The sequence below is a fragment of the Buttiauxella agrestis genome, from assembly GCF_900446255.1.
In the GTDB taxonomy this organism is placed as follows: domain Bacteria; phylum Pseudomonadota; class Gammaproteobacteria; order Enterobacterales; family Enterobacteriaceae; genus Buttiauxella; species Buttiauxella agrestis.
On record NZ_UIGI01000001.1, the window covers coordinates 3,729,192 to 3,745,467 of the forward strand.

Annotated in this window: 13 protein-coding genes and 1 pseudogene; 3 read left to right on the forward strand and 11 right to left on the reverse strand. The window is 52.3% G+C overall.

Annotated features, from left to right (window positions below):
* Positions 1-3: 3 nt before the first annotated feature.
* The 9 genes and pseudogenes from glxK to allA all read right to left on the reverse strand — a co-directional run bounded on the left by glxK (position 4) and on the right by allA (position 10,634).
* A pseudogene (gene glxK / locus DY231_RS17680) lies at positions 4-1,149 on the reverse strand (glycerate 3-kinase).
* A 26-nt stretch (positions 1,150-1,175) separates the two neighbouring features.
* A complete protein-coding gene (locus tag DY231_RS17685) occupies positions 1,176-2,477 on the reverse strand; it encodes a uracil/xanthine transporter (RefSeq protein ID WP_115630397.1) in 1,302 nt (433 codons plus the stop codon).
* Positions 2,478-2,543: 66 nt separating this feature from the next.
* Positions 2,544-3,905: an allantoinase AllB gene (gene allB, locus DY231_RS17690; RefSeq protein WP_115630399.1), complete on the reverse strand. Its 1,362-nt coding sequence runs from the start codon at positions 3,903-3,905 to the stop codon at positions 2,544-2,546.
* Positions 3,906-3,967: 62 nt separating this feature from the next.
* Positions 3,968-5,431, reverse strand: coding sequence for an allantoin transporter (locus DY231_RS17695; RefSeq protein ID WP_115630401.1), 1,464 nt, complete (start codon positions 5,429-5,431; stop codon positions 3,968-3,970).
* Between the two features lie 131 nt (positions 5,432-5,562).
* On the reverse strand, positions 5,563-6,441 hold the full coding sequence (gene glxR, locus DY231_RS17700) for a 2-hydroxy-3-oxopropionate reductase (protein WP_115630403.1): 879 nt from the start codon (positions 6,439-6,441) through the stop codon (positions 5,563-5,565).
* Positions 6,442-6,541: 100 nt separating this feature from the next.
* The gene (gene hyi / locus DY231_RS17705; protein ID WP_115630405.1) at positions 6,542-7,318 is read right to left on the reverse strand and encodes a hydroxypyruvate isomerase; all 777 of its coding nucleotides are present in this window, start codon (positions 7,316-7,318) and stop codon (positions 6,542-6,544) included.
* Between the two features lie 11 nt (positions 7,319-7,329).
* A complete protein-coding gene (gene gcl / locus DY231_RS17710; RefSeq protein WP_115630407.1) occupies positions 7,330-9,111 on the reverse strand; it encodes a glyoxylate carboligase in 1,782 nt (593 codons plus the stop codon).
* Between the two features lie 96 nt (positions 9,112-9,207).
* Entirely contained in the window at positions 9,208-10,026 is an 819-nt protein-coding gene (allR, locus tag DY231_RS17715) for an HTH-type transcriptional repressor AllR (protein WP_034493779.1), read from the reverse strand.
* A 125-nt stretch (positions 10,027-10,151) separates the two neighbouring features.
* Positions 10,152-10,634: an ureidoglycolate lyase gene (allA, locus tag DY231_RS17720; protein WP_115630409.1), complete on the reverse strand. Its 483-nt coding sequence runs from the start codon at positions 10,632-10,634 to the stop codon at positions 10,152-10,154.
* Positions 10,635-10,831: 197 nt separating this feature from the next.
* Between allA and allS the strand changes: the two genes are divergently transcribed.
* Positions 10,832-11,767 carry an HTH-type transcriptional activator AllS gene (allS, locus tag DY231_RS17725; RefSeq protein ID WP_115630411.1) on the forward strand — a complete coding sequence of 312 codons (936 nt, stop codon included), beginning with the start codon at positions 10,832-10,834 and terminating at the stop codon, positions 11,765-11,767.
* Here the strand turns inward: allS and ybbP are convergent.
* Both ybbP and ybbA read right to left on the reverse strand, forming a co-directional pair.
* Positions 11,744-14,158 carry a putative ABC transporter permease subunit YbbP gene (ybbP, locus tag DY231_RS17730; protein ID WP_115630413.1) on the reverse strand — a complete coding sequence of 805 codons (2,415 nt, stop codon included), beginning with the start codon at positions 14,156-14,158 and terminating at the stop codon, positions 11,744-11,746. The two genes, allS and ybbP, sit on opposite strands and share 24 nt — an antisense overlap.
* Positions 14,155-14,841 (reverse strand): putative ABC transporter ATP-binding protein YbbA, encoded by a 687-nt coding sequence (gene ybbA, locus DY231_RS17735; RefSeq protein WP_115630415.1) that lies wholly within the window; start codon positions 14,839-14,841, stop codon positions 14,155-14,157. The genes ybbP and ybbA overlap by 4 nt, the downstream gene beginning before the upstream one ends.
* Here ybbA and tesA point away from each other — a divergent pair.
* Both tesA and DY231_RS17745 read left to right on the forward strand, forming a co-directional pair.
* Complete coding sequence (gene tesA, locus DY231_RS17740; RefSeq protein WP_034493774.1) at positions 14,809-15,438, forward strand: multifunctional acyl-CoA thioesterase I/protease I/lysophospholipase L1; 630 nt, start codon at positions 14,809-14,811, stop codon at positions 15,436-15,438. The two genes, ybbA and tesA, sit on opposite strands and share 33 nt — an antisense overlap.
* Before the next feature lie 28 nt (positions 15,439-15,466).
* A complete protein-coding gene (locus DY231_RS17745; protein WP_115630417.1) occupies positions 15,467-16,237 on the forward strand; it encodes an SDR family oxidoreductase in 771 nt (256 codons plus the stop codon).
* Positions 16,238-16,276: the final 39 nt, after the last annotated feature.

The following is a 16,276-nucleotide window of genomic DNA, read 5'->3' on the forward strand; positions in this document are numbered from 1 at the left end:
TTTTTACGCCGGAATCGCCTGCCCCAACTTCATCGCCTGAGCGATATTCCGTGCACAATGTTGCAGGTTAATTTCCCCCTGCAATAACACGGTGGCAAGCGGAGCAAGGCGCGGGAGGATGCTGAATACGGCGTCGATACCATGTTGATGCACCACTTCCACTCCTTCCCCGAGCACACCGGCCATGCCGATAACGGGTACACCGAGGCGGTGAGCCACTCGTGCAACACCGATTGGCGCTTTGCCGCCGACGGTCTGGCTGTCGATGCGCCCTTCGCCGGTGATCACTAAATCAGCGCCTTCGAGTACCTGTTCAAGGTTGACCGCATTCATGATGATGTCGATGCCCAGTTTCAATTTGCCGCCGAGGAAAACCTCTGCTGCAATGCCCATACCCCCAGCCGCTCCGCCGCCAACAATCGCGTTAATATCACGCCCCGTCTGCGCTCCCAGAATTTCAGCCAGATTTGCCAGACCATTATCAAGCTGGATGACCATTTCCGGCGTCGCCCCTTTTTGTGGGCCAAACACCGCAGCCGCCCCTCGCGGCCCGGTGAGTGGGTTATCCACATCGCAGGCAATTTCGAAATGACACTCTTTGACTCGCGGGTCGATTTGCTGCTGGTCGATATGGGAAAGAGAACTCAATGCACCGCCGCCCTCGGCCAGTTCGTTGCCATCAGCATCGTAAAAATGCACGCCCAACGCCTACGCCATGCCGATACCTCCGTCAACGGTCGCGCTGCCGCCGATGCCGAGAATAATGTGGCGGATACCCGCATTAAGCGCGTGTTTGATAAGCTCCCCGGTGCCAAAACTGGTGGCAGACATCGGGTTACGTAATTCGGGTTCCACCAGCATTAAACCACTGGCCGCAGCCATTTCAATCACCGCCGTGCGCCCGTCCCCGGTGACGCCATAGAATGCCTCTACCGGCTGGTTCATTGGCCCGCTCACGGTCAGCGTCACAAGCTTCCCGCGAGTGGCCGCAATCATCGCTTCTACCGTCCCCTCCCCACCGTCGGCAATAGGCAGGCAGACGTATTGGGCCTCTGGGAAAATTTCCTCAAACCCTTTTTTAATGGCCTGCGCCGTGCGTTCCGCGCTCAGGCTTTCTTTAAATGAATCCGGTGCAATCACAATTTTCATTATTTATTCCTTAACAATGTGGGGCGTTATTTCACGCGATCCCAGGGAAAGAGATTTTCCAGCACCACAGCAAGCAGCACGCCCATCAACAGGCCGTTGCTGAGTAACGGACGCACCAATAACGGAAGCTGCTGCAAATACGCCCCCGGGACGCCCATCAAAAACACGCCGCAGAACAGCGGAATAGCGATGCGATAAATGTTGCGTGAGTTCAGTGTGGTGAGATTTACAAACAGCAACGACGACCACAGCAACGGCAGGTACGCCACCAGCATCACGGCACTGCTAATTGTGAGCGGAATAGCGCAGAAAAAACGCGTCAGCGGTGGAAAGAGACCAATCAACAAAAACAGCAGGCTGCCGACGACAAATGCGCGGCGCGTCGCATCCTGGGTTTGAGTAATCAGGCCAATTGAGGAGACGAAGGGCGAGAAAGGGATCACACCCAGCGGTGCACCAATTAATGTCATCGCGCCGGAAACAACAAAACTGCGCCGGTATAGCGCAGGCATAGCTGGCGAGTTGCCATAAAAAGTGTCGCTGCCACGGATCGCGCCAAACGTGTTGGAGATATTCACCAGCCCCGTCAGCACAGCGGTAATCACAATGCCGGGTTTAATATCCAGAGAATGCCCAAGCGGGAACCATTGCCAGCTCTGGGTTTGCGTTGCGACGTGAGTATTCCCAAACCAGCAAACGTAAATGCCCCAGCCCAGAATGGTGCCGAGCAAAACGGCAAATTTCCCGATGCGCTGCGGGAGAATCACAATAAAGGCGACGATAAAAATCACCACCGCAACGGCGAGGGAAAATGCCGCTCCGTTGAGATCAACCGGCCCGTTCACCGCACCAAACGGCATCCCAAGCATGCCTTTAAAAAAGATGGTGGTAAGCTGCGCGCCGAGTAAGAACATAAACACAATCATTACGGCCGGGCAAAACAGCCTGGCAAGCCACGGCCCTAATCCGCTAAACCCAATCACCATTGTCAGAACCCCCGCCAGCGCAATGCCCAATGCGAGGCTGCCGCCAATCGAGGCAAGGGACGTTCCTTGCGCGGACTCAGCCAGCGTGAGAGTTAAAATCGTGCCCCACCACAGTCCGCCCGGCCCTTCCATCAATGCACGACGATGGCCAAAAAAAGCCTGAAGCAGACAAGCCAGCGCGGTCGTCAAAAAAGAATATTGCGTCAGCACAAATGTCGTGGCGGAAGCGAGATGAAATGCGGATTGCAACGTCGGCGGGATAACCACCGTATTGCAGAAAATAAAGAAGAACCACTGAAAACCAGACAGCCAGGTATCCCGACTAAGACGCGCAGCTTCCATAATCCCACCCTGTAAAATGACAAAAAGCCGCGCCCGGGATCAACGAGCGCAGCTGCAAGTAAACGACTACTGCTGGTGTTTCAGAATGAATTTACCGATTGGTTTCGCGCCAAATCCGCTTTCAATGTCGTAAATCACCTCTCCACGCAGAATAGTTTTCAGGATGCGTGCACCGATGGTGCGACCGACGTAAGGGCTGACTTTGTGGCGATATTCCAGATCTTCGTTTTTCAGCACGTAAGACGAGTTTGGCTGGATGAACACCAGATCCGCATCTTTGCCCGGCGCGATATGGCCTTTATGTTGCAAACCAAAGATATCTGCCGCATTGCCCGACATCAGTTTGGCGAAGGTCGGCAGCGACATTCCACGCTTTTGCACCGCTTCATCAAACATCACATCCATACAGCTTTGCAGGCCAGCAATGCCGCCCCAGGCCTGCATGATGTTGCCTGCTTTCATATCTGGCGGGCATGGTGAGTGGTCAGAAACCAGGCAGTCGATTTCACCGTTGAACAGTTTTTCCCACATACCTTTCTGGTTTTGCGCATCGCGAATCGGCGGCGAGCATTTTGCCAGGGTGCCGATTTCTTCAAACTGATCGGTATCGAGCACAAAGTAATGTGGGCAGGATTCGCAAGTAACATCCTGGCCTTCCTGGCGTGCACGAGTGACTTCAGCCACACCTTCCGGGCTGCTGATGTGACAAACGTGCAGGCGGCAACCGGCAACTTTTGCGAGGTACAAAATACGGCGAATCGCTTCGACTTCGGTGAAGACCGGGCGTGAGGCCACGTAGTCGTGTGCCGTCACACGGCCTTCGCGTTTCGCTTCGTCACCCAATTCGTCACAAATCAGCGCATTTTCGCAGTGCACTAATACTGGCTGGCCCAATTTTCCGAGCTTCTGAGCGCCTTTGAAGAACTGGAAGTCGTTCACGTCGCGGAAGTCGTTGTCGATACCGCGATCGCCACAAGTGGCGACGAAGCATTTGAAGCCAACCACGCCGACTTCGTCCAGTTCATGCAGACGGTCGATGTTGTAAGAAACCAGGCCACCGAGCTGCGCAGCATCAATGGTCAATTTGCCTGCGGCGGCATCGAATTTCATTTCAATGCTGGCGCGGTCAACCGTAGCAGGGAGCTGGTTGAGCGGCATTTCGATCATCGTGGTGATGCCGCCTTTAGCCGCAGCACGTGTGCCAGTGGCGTAGCCTTCCCAATGGCTGCGGCCTGGTTCAGAAATATGGGTGTGAGCATCGACCATGCCAGGCGCAACTATCAGACCGGTAGCATCCATCACCTTCGCTGCGCCGTTCAGACCATTGCCGATGGCGGCTATTTTGCCGTCTTTAACTGCAATATCGGTAACTAATGCTTCGTTGTCTAAAATGACGGTGCCGTTTTTAATAATCAGATCGTAAGACATAAACTTCTCCTTGTAAGGGTACAGAGTTTTATTAAGTACAGGGGTAAGACGTTATTTTTATATCAAGCTGTTTTATGCTCGGTAGATATTCCTGGTGCGTCGCGTTTTTTCAGCAATACGTATAAAACGAAAGCGGTAATCACACCAACAAACCATGACACGCGTGACAATGGCTCAAACAGGGGAATAAATTTCCCGCCTAACGAAAGCACAACCGCAATTAAAGTGACAGAGAACGCCGTGACGTTAAAACCATTATCGTAAAACTTATAATCACCGGCTTTTGTATATAAAGTATCCAGGTCGATTTGCGAACGCATCACAATAAAGTAATGTGCCATCATCACGCCGATGACCGGCCCTAACATTCCACCGATGATATCGAGGAATAAATAGATGCTGTTTTGGTTTTCCATTAATTTCCATGGGCAAATCAGCAGGCTGATAATACTGGCAATGAGTACGCCGTTTTTATAGGTCAGTTTGGTCGGAGCAATAGCCGCAATCTGGTATCCCGCAGGGATGATATTACCCGTGGCATTGGTTGAAATCGTGGTCATCAGAATCACTAACACCGCGAAGAATGAAGCAAACAGGCTGTCCCACTTTTGCACGATATCCAGCACGTTCCACGTGTCTACGCCGTAGTGAATACTGGCCCCAGCGATAATACACACACCTGCCACCGCAAACAGAATGTAGGCCACCAATAACCCTAAAGTTTGCCCTAGTGCCTGCTGACGGAAGCTTTGCGCATTCTGGGTAAAGTCAGATGCACTCACTGCCGGTGCCGCCCAAACAGCCACTACGGCGTTAATCACCACCAGGAAGAGGAAGCCACTATTTTCTGCTTTCTGAACACCTGTCGGAACGTAGTCCAGAATAGGTTGAATCCCCACCAGGGAAATAGCCCAGATAGCCATGCCGCCGAAGACGATGTAAATACAAGGGTTGAGAACCGCAGTGAATTTATTGAGCACTCCACCACCACCAAAACCAATGGCGACGTTGATTGCCCAGAAGAACAGGAAGGCAATCAGTCCCGGCAAATTAAGACCCAGGATATTGAAATCGCCGCCGAGGGAGAGGAAGCCTGGCCAGATTTTGCCAATCAGAATTAAGAAGGCGAGCGAACCGGCATAGCATTGCAGGCCGAACCACATAATCGCTGCAATCCCACCACGTAAAATGCCGGGGAACAGTGAACCGCGCACGCCATAGGAAGCACGTAAAATCATGGCAAACGGCACGCCGTATTTGGTTCCTGCCGCGCCGTTCATTACCATGACAAAAGCAATAAAAAACGCGCTCAGAATAATCGCCAACATAATACTTAATGTTGACAATCCTAATATAAAGAAGCCGCCGACCATGACATAGTTTGGAACGTTATGAACTGACCCCATCCATAGGGTAAAATAGTTAAATGCTTTCCAGGTTTGTTTCTCTTTTTCTTTTGGAAGAAGATCGTCGCTATAGCCCCTGGCCCGATAAAGCTCTCTCTGCTGCTGTTCCTGTCTTTCCATATATCCCTCTACTAATCACGTAATAAAAACGCTATGGGCTTAGCTTTTCGGAGACACAAATAAAACAAAAAGAAAAAAGTCAACTCTATTGGCACTGCGCCTCTTTGTGCGCAGTGCTTATATTTCAACAATCAGGAAATTTTGTGATTCGCCATTAATTCCAACGACTGAATTAGTGCAGAATGGTCTAGCTGGCTACCGCCATTCGCCGCACAGGTATTAAATAATTCCTGGCAGGTGGCTGTATTTGGCAATGTAATCGCCAGTGCTTTGGCACTTTGTAGCGCCAGATTTAAATCTTTCTGGTGTAGAGCAATTTTAAAACCAGGCGCAAACGTCCGTTTGATCATGCGCTCGCCGTGAACTTCGAGAATACGTGAAGACGCAAATCCACCCATTAATGCCTGGCGAACGCGTGCAGGGTCAGCTCCGGCCTTAGAGGCAAACAGTAAGGCTTCAGAAACCGCTTCAATGTTTAACGCCACGATAATCTGGTTTGCCACTTTGCAGGTTTGACCGTCGCCATTCCCACCCACCAACGTAATGTTTTTGCCCATCACTTCGAACAGCGACTGCACACGTTCAAACACTTCTGGCTTGCCGCCCACCATGATTGAAAGCGTGCCTTCTTTAGCGCCCACCTCGCCGCCGGAAACCGGTGCATCAAGGTATTCGCCGCCGCGTTCAATTACCTTTTGAGCAAAGCGTTTGGTTTCGATAGGGGAAATTGAACTCATATCAACAATGGTTTTGCCCTTCAGTGAAGCCTGCGCACAACCTTCAGGCCCAAACAGCACCTCTTCGACCTGCGGTGTATCTGGCACCATGATAAAGATGATGTCTGATTTTTCTGTTACGTTGCGCGCCGTTTCGCAGTTTTCAGCCCCTAATGAATAGAGTTTGTCTGAAACGGGGCCAATAGTGCAGACGCGAAGCTTATGCCCCACTTGCGCCAGGCGCTGCGCCATAGGTGTGCCCATAATACCCAAACCAATAAAGCCGAGATTCATTGTTTAATTCCTTTCAGGTTATTTCAGGCAATAAGCGACCTTATCCATTATTCGGATATTAATTTATTGCCTGTTTATATTGTCTATTTAAAAAATAATACTAGCGGTAAGGGCTAATCCACGACATCCCTTCTTCGGCGGTGGTTTTCGGTTTATACTCACAACCCACCCAACCGTCATAATCTAATTTATTAATTACCGAGAAAAGATAATCATAATTAATTTCACCGGTTCCTGGCTCACCACGCCCAGGATTATCCGCTAATTGTATATGGCCAATTTTTGCTGATTTCCCCGTTAGCGTATTGGCTAACTCCCCTTCCATACGTTGCATATGATAAATGTCATATTGCACGCGTATGTTATCGCAACCCACTTCATCAATCAGGTCGATAGCCTGCTGGGTGCCAGTCAGGTAAAAGCCGGGCATATCAAAATGATTGAGCGGTTCAATCACTAACAGAATGCCTTCTTTTGCCAGTTCACTTCCGGCGTAACGCAGGTTTTCAACCAGAGTCTCGCGGACTTTTTCAGCACTTACGCCTGCTGGCGTTTTCCCGACCAGGCAATTGATTTTGCTGTTGCCCAGCGCTTTGGCATACAAGATTGCAGCTTGTACACCACTTCGAAACTCAGCTTCACGTCCAGGAATACAAGCAATACCACGCTCGCCTTTATCCCAGTCACCCGCCGGTAAGTTATGTAGCGTGTGTTCAAGTCCGTTAGATTTTAACTTTTCCTGCAACACCGCAACGCTGTATCCATACGGGAACATAAATTCTACCGCTTTAAACCCAGCCGCTGCGGCACGTTCAAAACGGTCAAGAAAATCATATTCCAGAAACAGCATCGATAAATTAGCCGAAAAACGTAGCATAATATTCTCCGTTATTCATATTTCATAAAGCAGGTTTCAGTCGGTGCGTCCGCGGCACTTTCAGCAGTGGCTTCAAACTCATTAACGTTATCCAACTCGCTTCCCATTGAAATATTGGTGACGCGCTCAAGAATAACTTCCACCACAACTGGCACGCTGTATTTCGCCATTAACTCTTTTGCTTGCTCAAATGCCGGAGCAATATCTTCCGGTTTAAATACGCGAATCGCTTTACAACCTAAACCTTCAGCGACTTTGACGTGGTCAACACCGTATCCATTAACTTCTTCAGAATTAATATTTTCGAAAGCTAACTGGACGCAATAATCCATATCGAAGGCGCGCTGTGACTGGCGAATAAGACCTAAATAGGCGTTATTCACCACAACGTGGATATATGGAATATTGAATTGCGCGCCGACAGCCAACTCTTCAATTAAGAACTGGAAGTCGTAATCGCCGGAAAGCGCAACGACATTACGTTTTGGATCGGCGACACAAACACCAAGCGCGGCCGGAATTGTCCAACCCAGCGGACCGGCCTGCCCGGCATTAATCCAGTGGCGATCGTGGAAAACATGCAGCATCTGCGCCGCAGCAATTTGCGACAGGCCGATGGTGGTGACATAACACGCCTCGCGGCCAAAGGCTTTGTTCATCTCTTCATAAACGCGCTGCGGTTTGACCGGCACATTGTCGAAATGAGTTTTGCGCAGCAGAGTACGTTTGCGCTGCTGGCAATCAGCAATCCATGCTTTGCGATCCGGTAAGCGCCCTGCTTTTTTCAGCTCTTCTGCGACATCGACCAACAAGGTGAGAGCCGCTTTTGCGTCAGAAACAATGCCGAGATCCGGACATAACACGCGGCCAATTTGCGTTGGTTCAATATCGATATGCACGATTTTGCGACCGGCAGTGTATTTCTCAACCGTACCGGTGTGACGGTTCGCAAAGCGGTTGCCGATACCAAACACCAGGTCAGAAGCCAGCAGGGTGGCGTTGCCATAACGGTGCGCGGTTTGCAGCCCGACCATGCCTGCCATCAGTTCGTGATCGTCCGGAATCGTGCCCCAGCCCATCAGCGTAGGAATGACCGGCACCTGGGTAATCTCCGCAAAACGTTGCAACAATGCCGCCGCATCCGCGTTGATAACGCCACCACCAGAAACGATAACCGGGCGTTCGGCCTGCATCAGCATCTCAAGTGCTTTGACGATTTGCTTGCGCGAAGCTTCAGGTTTGTAGACTGGCAGCGGCTCATAGGAGTCTGGATCGAATTCGATTTCCGCAACCTGCACGTCAAACGGTAAGTCCACCAGCACAGGGCCTGGACGACCAGAGCGCATTAAGTGGAACGCCTGTTGCAATACACGTGGCACCAGCGCAGGTTCCAGAACCGTGACGGCCATTTTGGTGACAGGCTTGGCGATAGATTCGATATCTACCGCCTGGAAATCCTCTTTGTGCAAACGCGCACGCGGAGCCTGGCCGGTGATGCAAAGAATTGGAATAGAGTCAGCAGAAGCGGAATAAAGTGCGGTAATCATATCCGTACCCGCTGGGCCTGAAGTACCAAGGCACACGCCGATGTTACCGGCTTTAGCGCGGGTATATCCTTCCGCCATATGGGATGCCCCTTCAACATGGCGAGCAAGGACATGGCGAATGCCGCCATGCTGACGCATTGCCGAATAGAATGGGTTAATCGCCGCACCGGGTACGCCAAATGCGGTATTCACACCTTCTTTTTCCAGGACATACATTGCCGCATCGACGGCTTTCATTCGGGCCATGGTACTTTTCCTTTTTTGATTTCATTGTTGGAAACTTTTTCCAACTTGAAGTAAGTTCAAAAAAATCCCGCACACAGACTGACGGGAATTTTGTTTCTAGCGTGCCGGAGTATTCAGACCAAGCGCCGCACTAATATCAGTTGCCGTATCGCGAACTAATTCGCCCAGGTTTAAAAATCTTTCCGGCGTTAATCTGGAGCTTGGGCCAGAGATGGAAATGGCCGCTACTACGTTGCCGGTACTGTCGTATATCGGTGAGGCTATGCAATTTAGCCCTAGAACATGCTCTTCTTTATCAACGACATAACCACGTTCACTGGAAAGCTGCAAATCCTTCTTCAGCTGATGCAGGTCTGCAAGCGTTCCCGGCGTAAAACTCTTAAGCCCGGTTTTCACTATCAGGTCCATCAGCTCATCTTCCATCAGTGGATAGAGTAATGCTTTACCCGCACCGGACGCATGAAGCGGCAGGCGGCTACCCAGTGGCGCACACATGCGCACCATTGACTGGCATTCGAGTTGGCCAATCAGCACCGCTTCGCCACCGTTACGAATCGCAACGTTGACCGTCTCCCCTGAATGCACCATCAGGCGGCGCATGAAAGGTGCCGCAACGGATAACACGTCCCGGTTGTGGATATAGGCCGAACCGACGTTAAACACGCCAAGACCGATATGCCACCAGCCTAACTGGCTGTCCTGATAGATAAAATCGGCATTCTCCAGCACTTTAAGTAAGCGAAAAGTGGTGGAGAGAGGCAATTCGAGGTTTTCGGCGATATCAGTAACCGAAGAGCTGCCACCCGCCTGCGCCAGATACTGCAAAATGGCGATGCCGCGTTCCAGTGCCTGCGCGCCTTTCTGCGAGCCGGACTCCGGTTGGCTTGGTCGTCCGCGACGTCTTAATTCAGTCATTCTTCTATTATCTCCCACCCCAGAAACTTTACGGGAAGCGTGCTACGTCAATGAATTTAACGCGCCATCTTATGAAAGATACTTTGAAGCGTCACGGGATTTATCCTAAATAAAACTGGATAGAATCAGCTCAATAGCAGTTCTTTTGGCGCAACATTCACTAAATCGCAATTATCGCTACCGCCGCGATCCACCGTTAAAAAATCCGTCACTTTTTGCCATGCAAACAACGGGTGATGCCAGACGTTGCGATGATAGTTCACGCCCTGACGGCCATCGGTGATAAAACCGAGCATAGTTTCAGGATCTGGCTGCTCATCCCCCAGTGCTACCACCACGATAAAACGCTCGCCGTTAAGGGGAATAAACGCCTGCGAGCCAAGTGGATGGCGTTCGAGCTGCGTGACGGTTATTGGCATTTCCAGCGGCTGGGCGCGGTTGATGCTGACGAGGGCACGATCCTGCTGGAGGATTTCAACAAACGCCAAATCGTGATAGCGCTCGGTTTGCCCGTTATTGATATGGAAAAATTCCTTTCCTTCGGTTCCGATAACGTCGCCATAAGGCGAAAAAGCCTCTTGAGTCAGAGGTAACAACTTGAGTTTCATTCCGTGTTCCTGCTCCTGATGATCCTTTTGCCATTTATGTTGATCAAAATGGCACCGCTGACAGCAATCTAAAACCTAACCTCGCTTGATGCAATATTAAATTGGAATATTTTTCCAACAATGAGATTTACGCCACATCATTTTTAAGGTCAATATGCAAATATCATTAAAAATCATTGATATATAAAGGCCTGACAATGCTTGACCAGGAAACCATCCGCACCTTTCTCACCGTGGCCGAAACTGCCAGCTTTTCTAAAGCGGCTGAGCGTTTACACAAAACCACGGCGACGATCAGCTATCGCATTAAGTTGCTTGAGGAAAGTACGGGCGTGCCGCTGTTTCAGCGAACGACGCGCAGCGTTCTGCTGACCACTGCGGGCATTCACTTGCTGGAGCGTTCGAAAGAGTGGCTGGCGTGGCTCGATGCCATGCCCGGTGAGCTTAAGCAAATCAATGATGGCGTAGAACGTCAGGTCAATATTGTTATCAATAACTTACTGTATGAACCTGCGGCGATTGCTACTCTGCTTGCACATTTAGTAGCGCGTTTTCCGCTGACGCAATTCACCCTTTCACGCCAGATTTATATGGGTGTCTGGGATGCGTTATTGCATGGAGATTTTTCGCTGGCGATTGGCGTTTCGGGAACTGAAACGCTGTCCGAAACCATCAGCCTGCTGCCGCTTGGGGAGATCGACTGGGTATTTGTGCTGGCGGCACACCACCCGTTAGCGATCGAAACAGGGCCGTTAAACGAGGCTAAACTGCGCCAGTATCCGGCGATTAATATTGAAGACAGTGCCCGTCACATCACCAAACGCGTGGCATGGCGACTGACCGGGCAAAAAGAGATTCAGGTTTCAGATTTGAGCACTAAAATTGCCGCGCACGTGGCGGGGGTGGGAATTGGATTTTTGCCCAGAAAATTGTGTCAGCGCTATCTGGATAGCGCTGAATTGGTGACGCGCACCATTCCGGCGATGCGCCCGCCTTCCCCGCTCGGCCTGGCCTGGCATCATGCGCAGGCCGGGAAAGCGGCGCTGGAAATTGTCCGTTTATTTGAGGAAAACTCCAGCACCATTCAGGGCTTTTTAACGCCATTAAACTCAGGCAACAAACTGGCGGAATAACGCTTTGCCTTTTAGCAATCGCACGCCCAGCCAGCCGCCACACACCGAAAGTAACAGCGCACCGGTGAGAGGCAGAATGACCCACAGCCGCCAGTCCGGTTCCCATGGAAAATCAAATACCTGGGTTTGCAGCAGGCCGAGCGCGGTTTCAGCGCCAATGGCGGCCACCAGCCCGGAAACCAGTCCTAATACCGCAAATTCACACCATAACGTGGTGCGCAGCAGGCGCTTCCCGGCCCCTAACGTGCGATAAACCACCAGTTCCTGATGCCGCTGACGCATGCCCACCTGCACTTGCGCGAGCAACAGCAGCACGCCACAAGCCGTCACCAGCACCACCATCACTTCCAGCGCCCGGCTCACCTGTTCCAGCACTTGCCCAACCTGACGCAAAATTGCCCCGATATCCAGCAAACTGAGCGTCGGGAACTCACGATTGAGCTGGGTTAGCACGCCATTTTTACCCTCCAGATGGAAGCTGGTCAGCCAGCTTTGCGGCTGGTTATCTAACGCCCCCGGCGGGAAGATAAAGTAGAAGTTAGGCCGCAGGCTTTCCCAGTCAACTTTACGCAGGCTGGAAACTTTGGCGGAGAAATCCTGGGTATCGCCCATAAAAGTGACGGTATCGCCAAGTTTGATCTTCAGGCGTTTAGCCACGCCTTCATCCATGGACACTTCACCCGCTTTTGGCGGCCAGCTACCCGCAAGAATCGGGTTATGCGCCGGCTTCTGGCTTTGCCACGTCAGGTTTAGCTCGCGGTTAAGCGCTTCGTCAGGGTTGCCTTCGGTTGATTTTCCGTTAATCGCCGTCATGCGCACGCGCACAATCGGGTAGAAAGACTCGGGGATAATCTGGTGTTCAGCCAAAAACTCTTTCACCGGCTGCACCTGTTCGGTGGCAATGTTGAGCAGGAAATAGTTCGGGCTTTCCGGCGGCAGTTGTTGCTGCCAGCGATCGAGCAGATCGCCTCGTAGCACCAACAGTAACGCCAGCAACATAAACGACAGTGAGAACGCCGCCAGTTGACTGAGTGTCGCCCACGGCTGGCGCAGCAAGCGGTTCACCGCCAGGCGCAGCGCGAGATTTTTTAGCGTCAGCTTTTTGAGCAGGCGCAGCACGCCCCAACCGACAATCCCGCATAGCGCCGCCAGAACGACCGTACCCGCCAGCACCGCCCACAAAAGCGTGCTGCCACCCATCAGCAATGCCAGTAACGCCACCACCACGATAGTGATCATCGGCAGGTAGATTTTCAGCGGCCAGACGTTTGCCACGGCATCCCGGCGCAAAACCCGCAGCGGTTGTGTTGCCAGCAACAGACGATAAGGGCGCAAACCTACGAGCAACGAAATTACCACCATCGAACCGATAGCCCACACCCACGGCCAGAGGCTCGCTGGCGGTAATGCCGCCGGTAAAACCGGTTTGAGCAGGCGCATCAGCACCGCCTCAAACACCAGTCCGGCAGCACCTCCGGCTATCGCCGCCAGGGCGAGAACCATTAACCACTGGCCGATAATCAATTTGCGCAGCGCCGCACGCCCTGCCCCAAGCGTTTTCAGAATCGCGACTAAATCGTAACGGCTGCGGCAGTAATGGTTCATCGCCACAGCGACAGCAGCCACCGCCAGCAGCAGCGTCAGGAGTGCGGAGAGCAGCAAGAATTGTTGTGAGCGCTCAAGGGATTTGCCCAGCGCCCCGTCATCTTGTTCCATGCCGTACCAACGCTGTTCCGGTTTCAGCAGCGGCACAACAAACTTTTCAAACTTATCGAGCTGCTGCGGCGTACCACCAAATTTATAGCGCCATGTGATGCGGCTTCCCGGCTGAACCGCGCCGGTTTTTTCCACATCCGCGAGGTTCATCATTAAACGCGGGGCCATCTGGAACGGATTAAAACCCGAGTCCGGCTCCTGAATCACTTCGCCCGCAATAAGCAAAGTGGTGTCGCCGACCTCCAGTGAATCCCCGACTTTGAGATTGAGCAATGCCATCAGACGCGGCGCCAGCAGTACGCTTCCCGGCTCGGGTTTCAGCCCAGGCGGATTGGTATCCAGCTCGCCATACATCGGATAAACATCATCGACGGCTTTAACAGATGCCAGTTGCGGCGTGTCTTTGGCAAACGTCATGGTCGCAAAAGTCAGCTGCTTGCCAACTTTCAGCCCCTCTTTTTGCGCCCTTTCCAGCCATTCTTGCGGCACTTCACGTGCGCTACGCAATGCGCGGTCGCCCGCCATAAAGTCACGGCTTTGCTGGTTTAGCCCTTGCTCCATGCGGTCGCTGATATTGCCCAGCGCCAGCACACACGCCACCGCAAGGCTTAAGGCCAGCCAGACAATCAGTAGCGATGGCGAGCGCCATTCACGCCAGAACCAGCGGGCAATCATGCTTCCTCCCACAATTTACCTTCACGCAGGCGCAAGCGGCGGTCGCAACGGGCAGCGAGTTGTTCATCGTGCGTGACCAGAATCAGCGTGGTGGCGAAATCTCGATTGAGTGAAAAGAGTAAATCCGCAATTCTGTCGCCGGTCTGGCGGTCGAGGTTGCCGGTCGGTTCATCGGCAAACAACACCGCAGGCCGCCCGTTAAAGGCGCGAGCCAAAGCCACACGCTGTTGCTCGCCACCGGAAAGCTGTGCCGGAAGGTGATCAAGACGTTTGCCCAGGCCAAGTTGTTCGAGCAGTGCTTTAGCCTGCGCACGGCTGGAAGAGTCTTTTTCACCGCGTAACAGCGCCGGCAGTTCGACGTTTTCCAGCGCGTTCAGGGTTGGCACTAACATGAATGACTGGAAGACAAAGCCGACGTTTTTCGCCCGCAGCGCCGCGCGCGCTTCTTCATCCATGCTGTGTAACGGTTCGCCGCACAGGTGAACTTCCCCTTCGCTACCATCATCAAGCCCGGCGAGAATCGCCAGTAGTGTAGACTTGCCGGAACCTGACTCACCAATTAAGGCAATGGTCTGCGCCGGTTTGACAACCAGCTCAACTCCGGTAAGGATGGAAAGCTGATGCTCCCCCAGACCTACGGACTTACTAAGATGATGAACTTCAACAATGTTTTCCGCTGGCATTTGCCCTTCCTGTTTCTGGCTTTGATGGCCTTTCGCGCCGCGCATGCGGACACGTTGTTGATATTAGGTGATAGCCTGAGCGCGGGTTACCGGATGTCGGCGACGGCGGCCTGGCCTGCCTTGCTGGATAAGAAATGGAACCAGCAAAATACTAAAGTCGTGAATGCCAGTATCAGTGGCGACACCGCGCCACAAGGGTTGGCGCGATTGCCGGCACTGCTGAAGCAACATCAGCCTCGCTGGGTATTAATCGAACTGGGCGGCAACGATGGTTTGCGCGGTTTTCAACCGCAAGCCATCGAAAAAAGCCTGCGCCAGATTATCAACGATGTAAAAGCGGCGAACGCTCAACCATTGCTGATGCAAATACGTCTGCCGGCAAACTACGGTCGTCGTTATAATGAGTCGTTTAGCGCTATTTATCCGCAACTTGCCAAAGAGTTTTCGATTCCTCTGCTGCCATTTTTTATGGAGGAGGTCTATCTGAAACCGCAATGGATGCAGGATGACGGTATTCACCCGAATAGCGATGCGCAGCCGTTTATCGCCGACTGGATGTCTTCTCGTCTGGCACCTTTAGTTAACCACGACTCATAAACAATCGGGACGTTCATCGGGTAAAGTTATGCAAAAATCAGTTTTAATTACAGGTTGTTCCAGCGGAATTGGCCTCGCCTGCGCCCATGAATTACACCAGCAGGGGTTTCGCATTCTGGCCGCCTGCCGAAAACCCGAAGATGTTGAGCGCATGAATCAGGCCGGTTTTACCGGCGTGCAGCTCGATCTCGACTCGCCTGAAAGCGTGCAAGCCGCAGCGGCGAAGGTGATTGAACTCACCGGGAATCGTCTGTACGGGCTGTTTAATAATGGCGGTTACGGCGTTTACGGCCCGCTACAAACCCTTTCCCGCGAACAGCTTGAACAACAATTTTCGACCAACTTTTTTGGCACCCATCAGCTCACCATGCTGCTGCTTCCGGCGATGTTGCCGCACCGTGAAGGGCGCATTGTGATGACCAGTTCGGTGATGGGACTGGTTGCAACGCCTGGGCGTGGTGCCTACGCCGCCAGCAAATACGCGCTGGAAGCCTGGTCTGACGCGCTGCGAATGGAGCTGCACCACAGCGGTATTAAAGTCAGTTTGATTGAACCTGGCCCTATCCGCACTCAGTTCACGCAAAATGTGAATCAAACGCAATCCGACCACCCGGTAGAAAACCCTGGAATTGCCGCACGCTTTACGCTCGGCCCGGAAGCGGTAGTGGAAAAAGTGCGCCATGCTTTTGAAAACCCGAAGCCGAAATTGCGCTATCCGGTGACGCTGGTCGCCCACGCTTTAACGTGGTTGCGCCGCCTGTTGCCGACCCGCATGTTAGATAAAATTTTACGTGGTTAGTTGAAGCGTTTGCCGCCAACCCCCATGTAAAAGCAAATC

Excerpts from the sequence above, each read along its gene's own strand:
- tesA (WP_034493774.1), top strand. The coding sequence starts at position 14,809 with ATGATGAACTTCAACAATGTTTTCCGCTGGCATTTGCCCTTCCTGTTT.
- ybbA (WP_115630415.1), bottom strand. The coding sequence starts at position 14,841 with ATGCCAGCGGAAAACATTGTTGAAGTTCATCATCTTAGTAAGTCCGTA.
- allA (WP_115630409.1), bottom strand. The coding sequence starts at position 10,634 with ATGAAACTCAAGTTGTTACCTCTGACTCAAGAGGCTTTTTCGCCTTAT.
- DY231_RS17745 (WP_115630417.1), top strand. The coding sequence starts at position 15,467 with ATGCAAAAATCAGTTTTAATTACAGGTTGTTCCAGCGGAATTGGCCTC.
- allS (WP_115630411.1), top strand. The coding sequence starts at position 10,832 with ATGCTTGACCAGGAAACCATCCGCACCTTTCTCACCGTGGCCGAAACT.
- gcl (WP_115630407.1), bottom strand. The coding sequence starts at position 9,111 with ATGGCCCGAATGAAAGCCGTCGATGCGGCAATGTATGTCCTGGAAAAA.
- ybbP (WP_115630413.1), bottom strand. The coding sequence starts at position 14,158 with ATGATTGCCCGCTGGTTCTGGCGTGAATGGCGCTCGCCATCGCTACTG.
- DY231_RS17695 (WP_115630401.1), bottom strand. The coding sequence starts at position 5,431 with ATGGAAAGACAGGAACAGCAGCAGAGAGAGCTTTATCGGGCCAGGGGC.
- allR (WP_034493779.1), bottom strand. The coding sequence starts at position 10,026 with ATGACTGAATTAAGACGTCGCGGACGACCAAGCCAACCGGAGTCCGGC.
- allB (WP_115630399.1), bottom strand. The coding sequence starts at position 3,905 with ATGTCTTACGATCTGATTATTAAAAACGGCACCGTCATTTTAGACAAC.
- hyi (WP_115630405.1), bottom strand. The coding sequence starts at position 7,318 with ATGCTACGTTTTTCGGCTAATTTATCGATGCTGTTTCTGGAATATGAT.
- DY231_RS17685 (WP_115630397.1), bottom strand. The coding sequence starts at position 2,477 with ATGGAAGCTGCGCGTCTTAGTCGGGATACCTGGCTGTCTGGTTTTCAG.
- glxR (WP_115630403.1), bottom strand. The coding sequence starts at position 6,441 with ATGAATCTCGGCTTTATTGGTTTGGGTATTATGGGCACACCTATGGCG.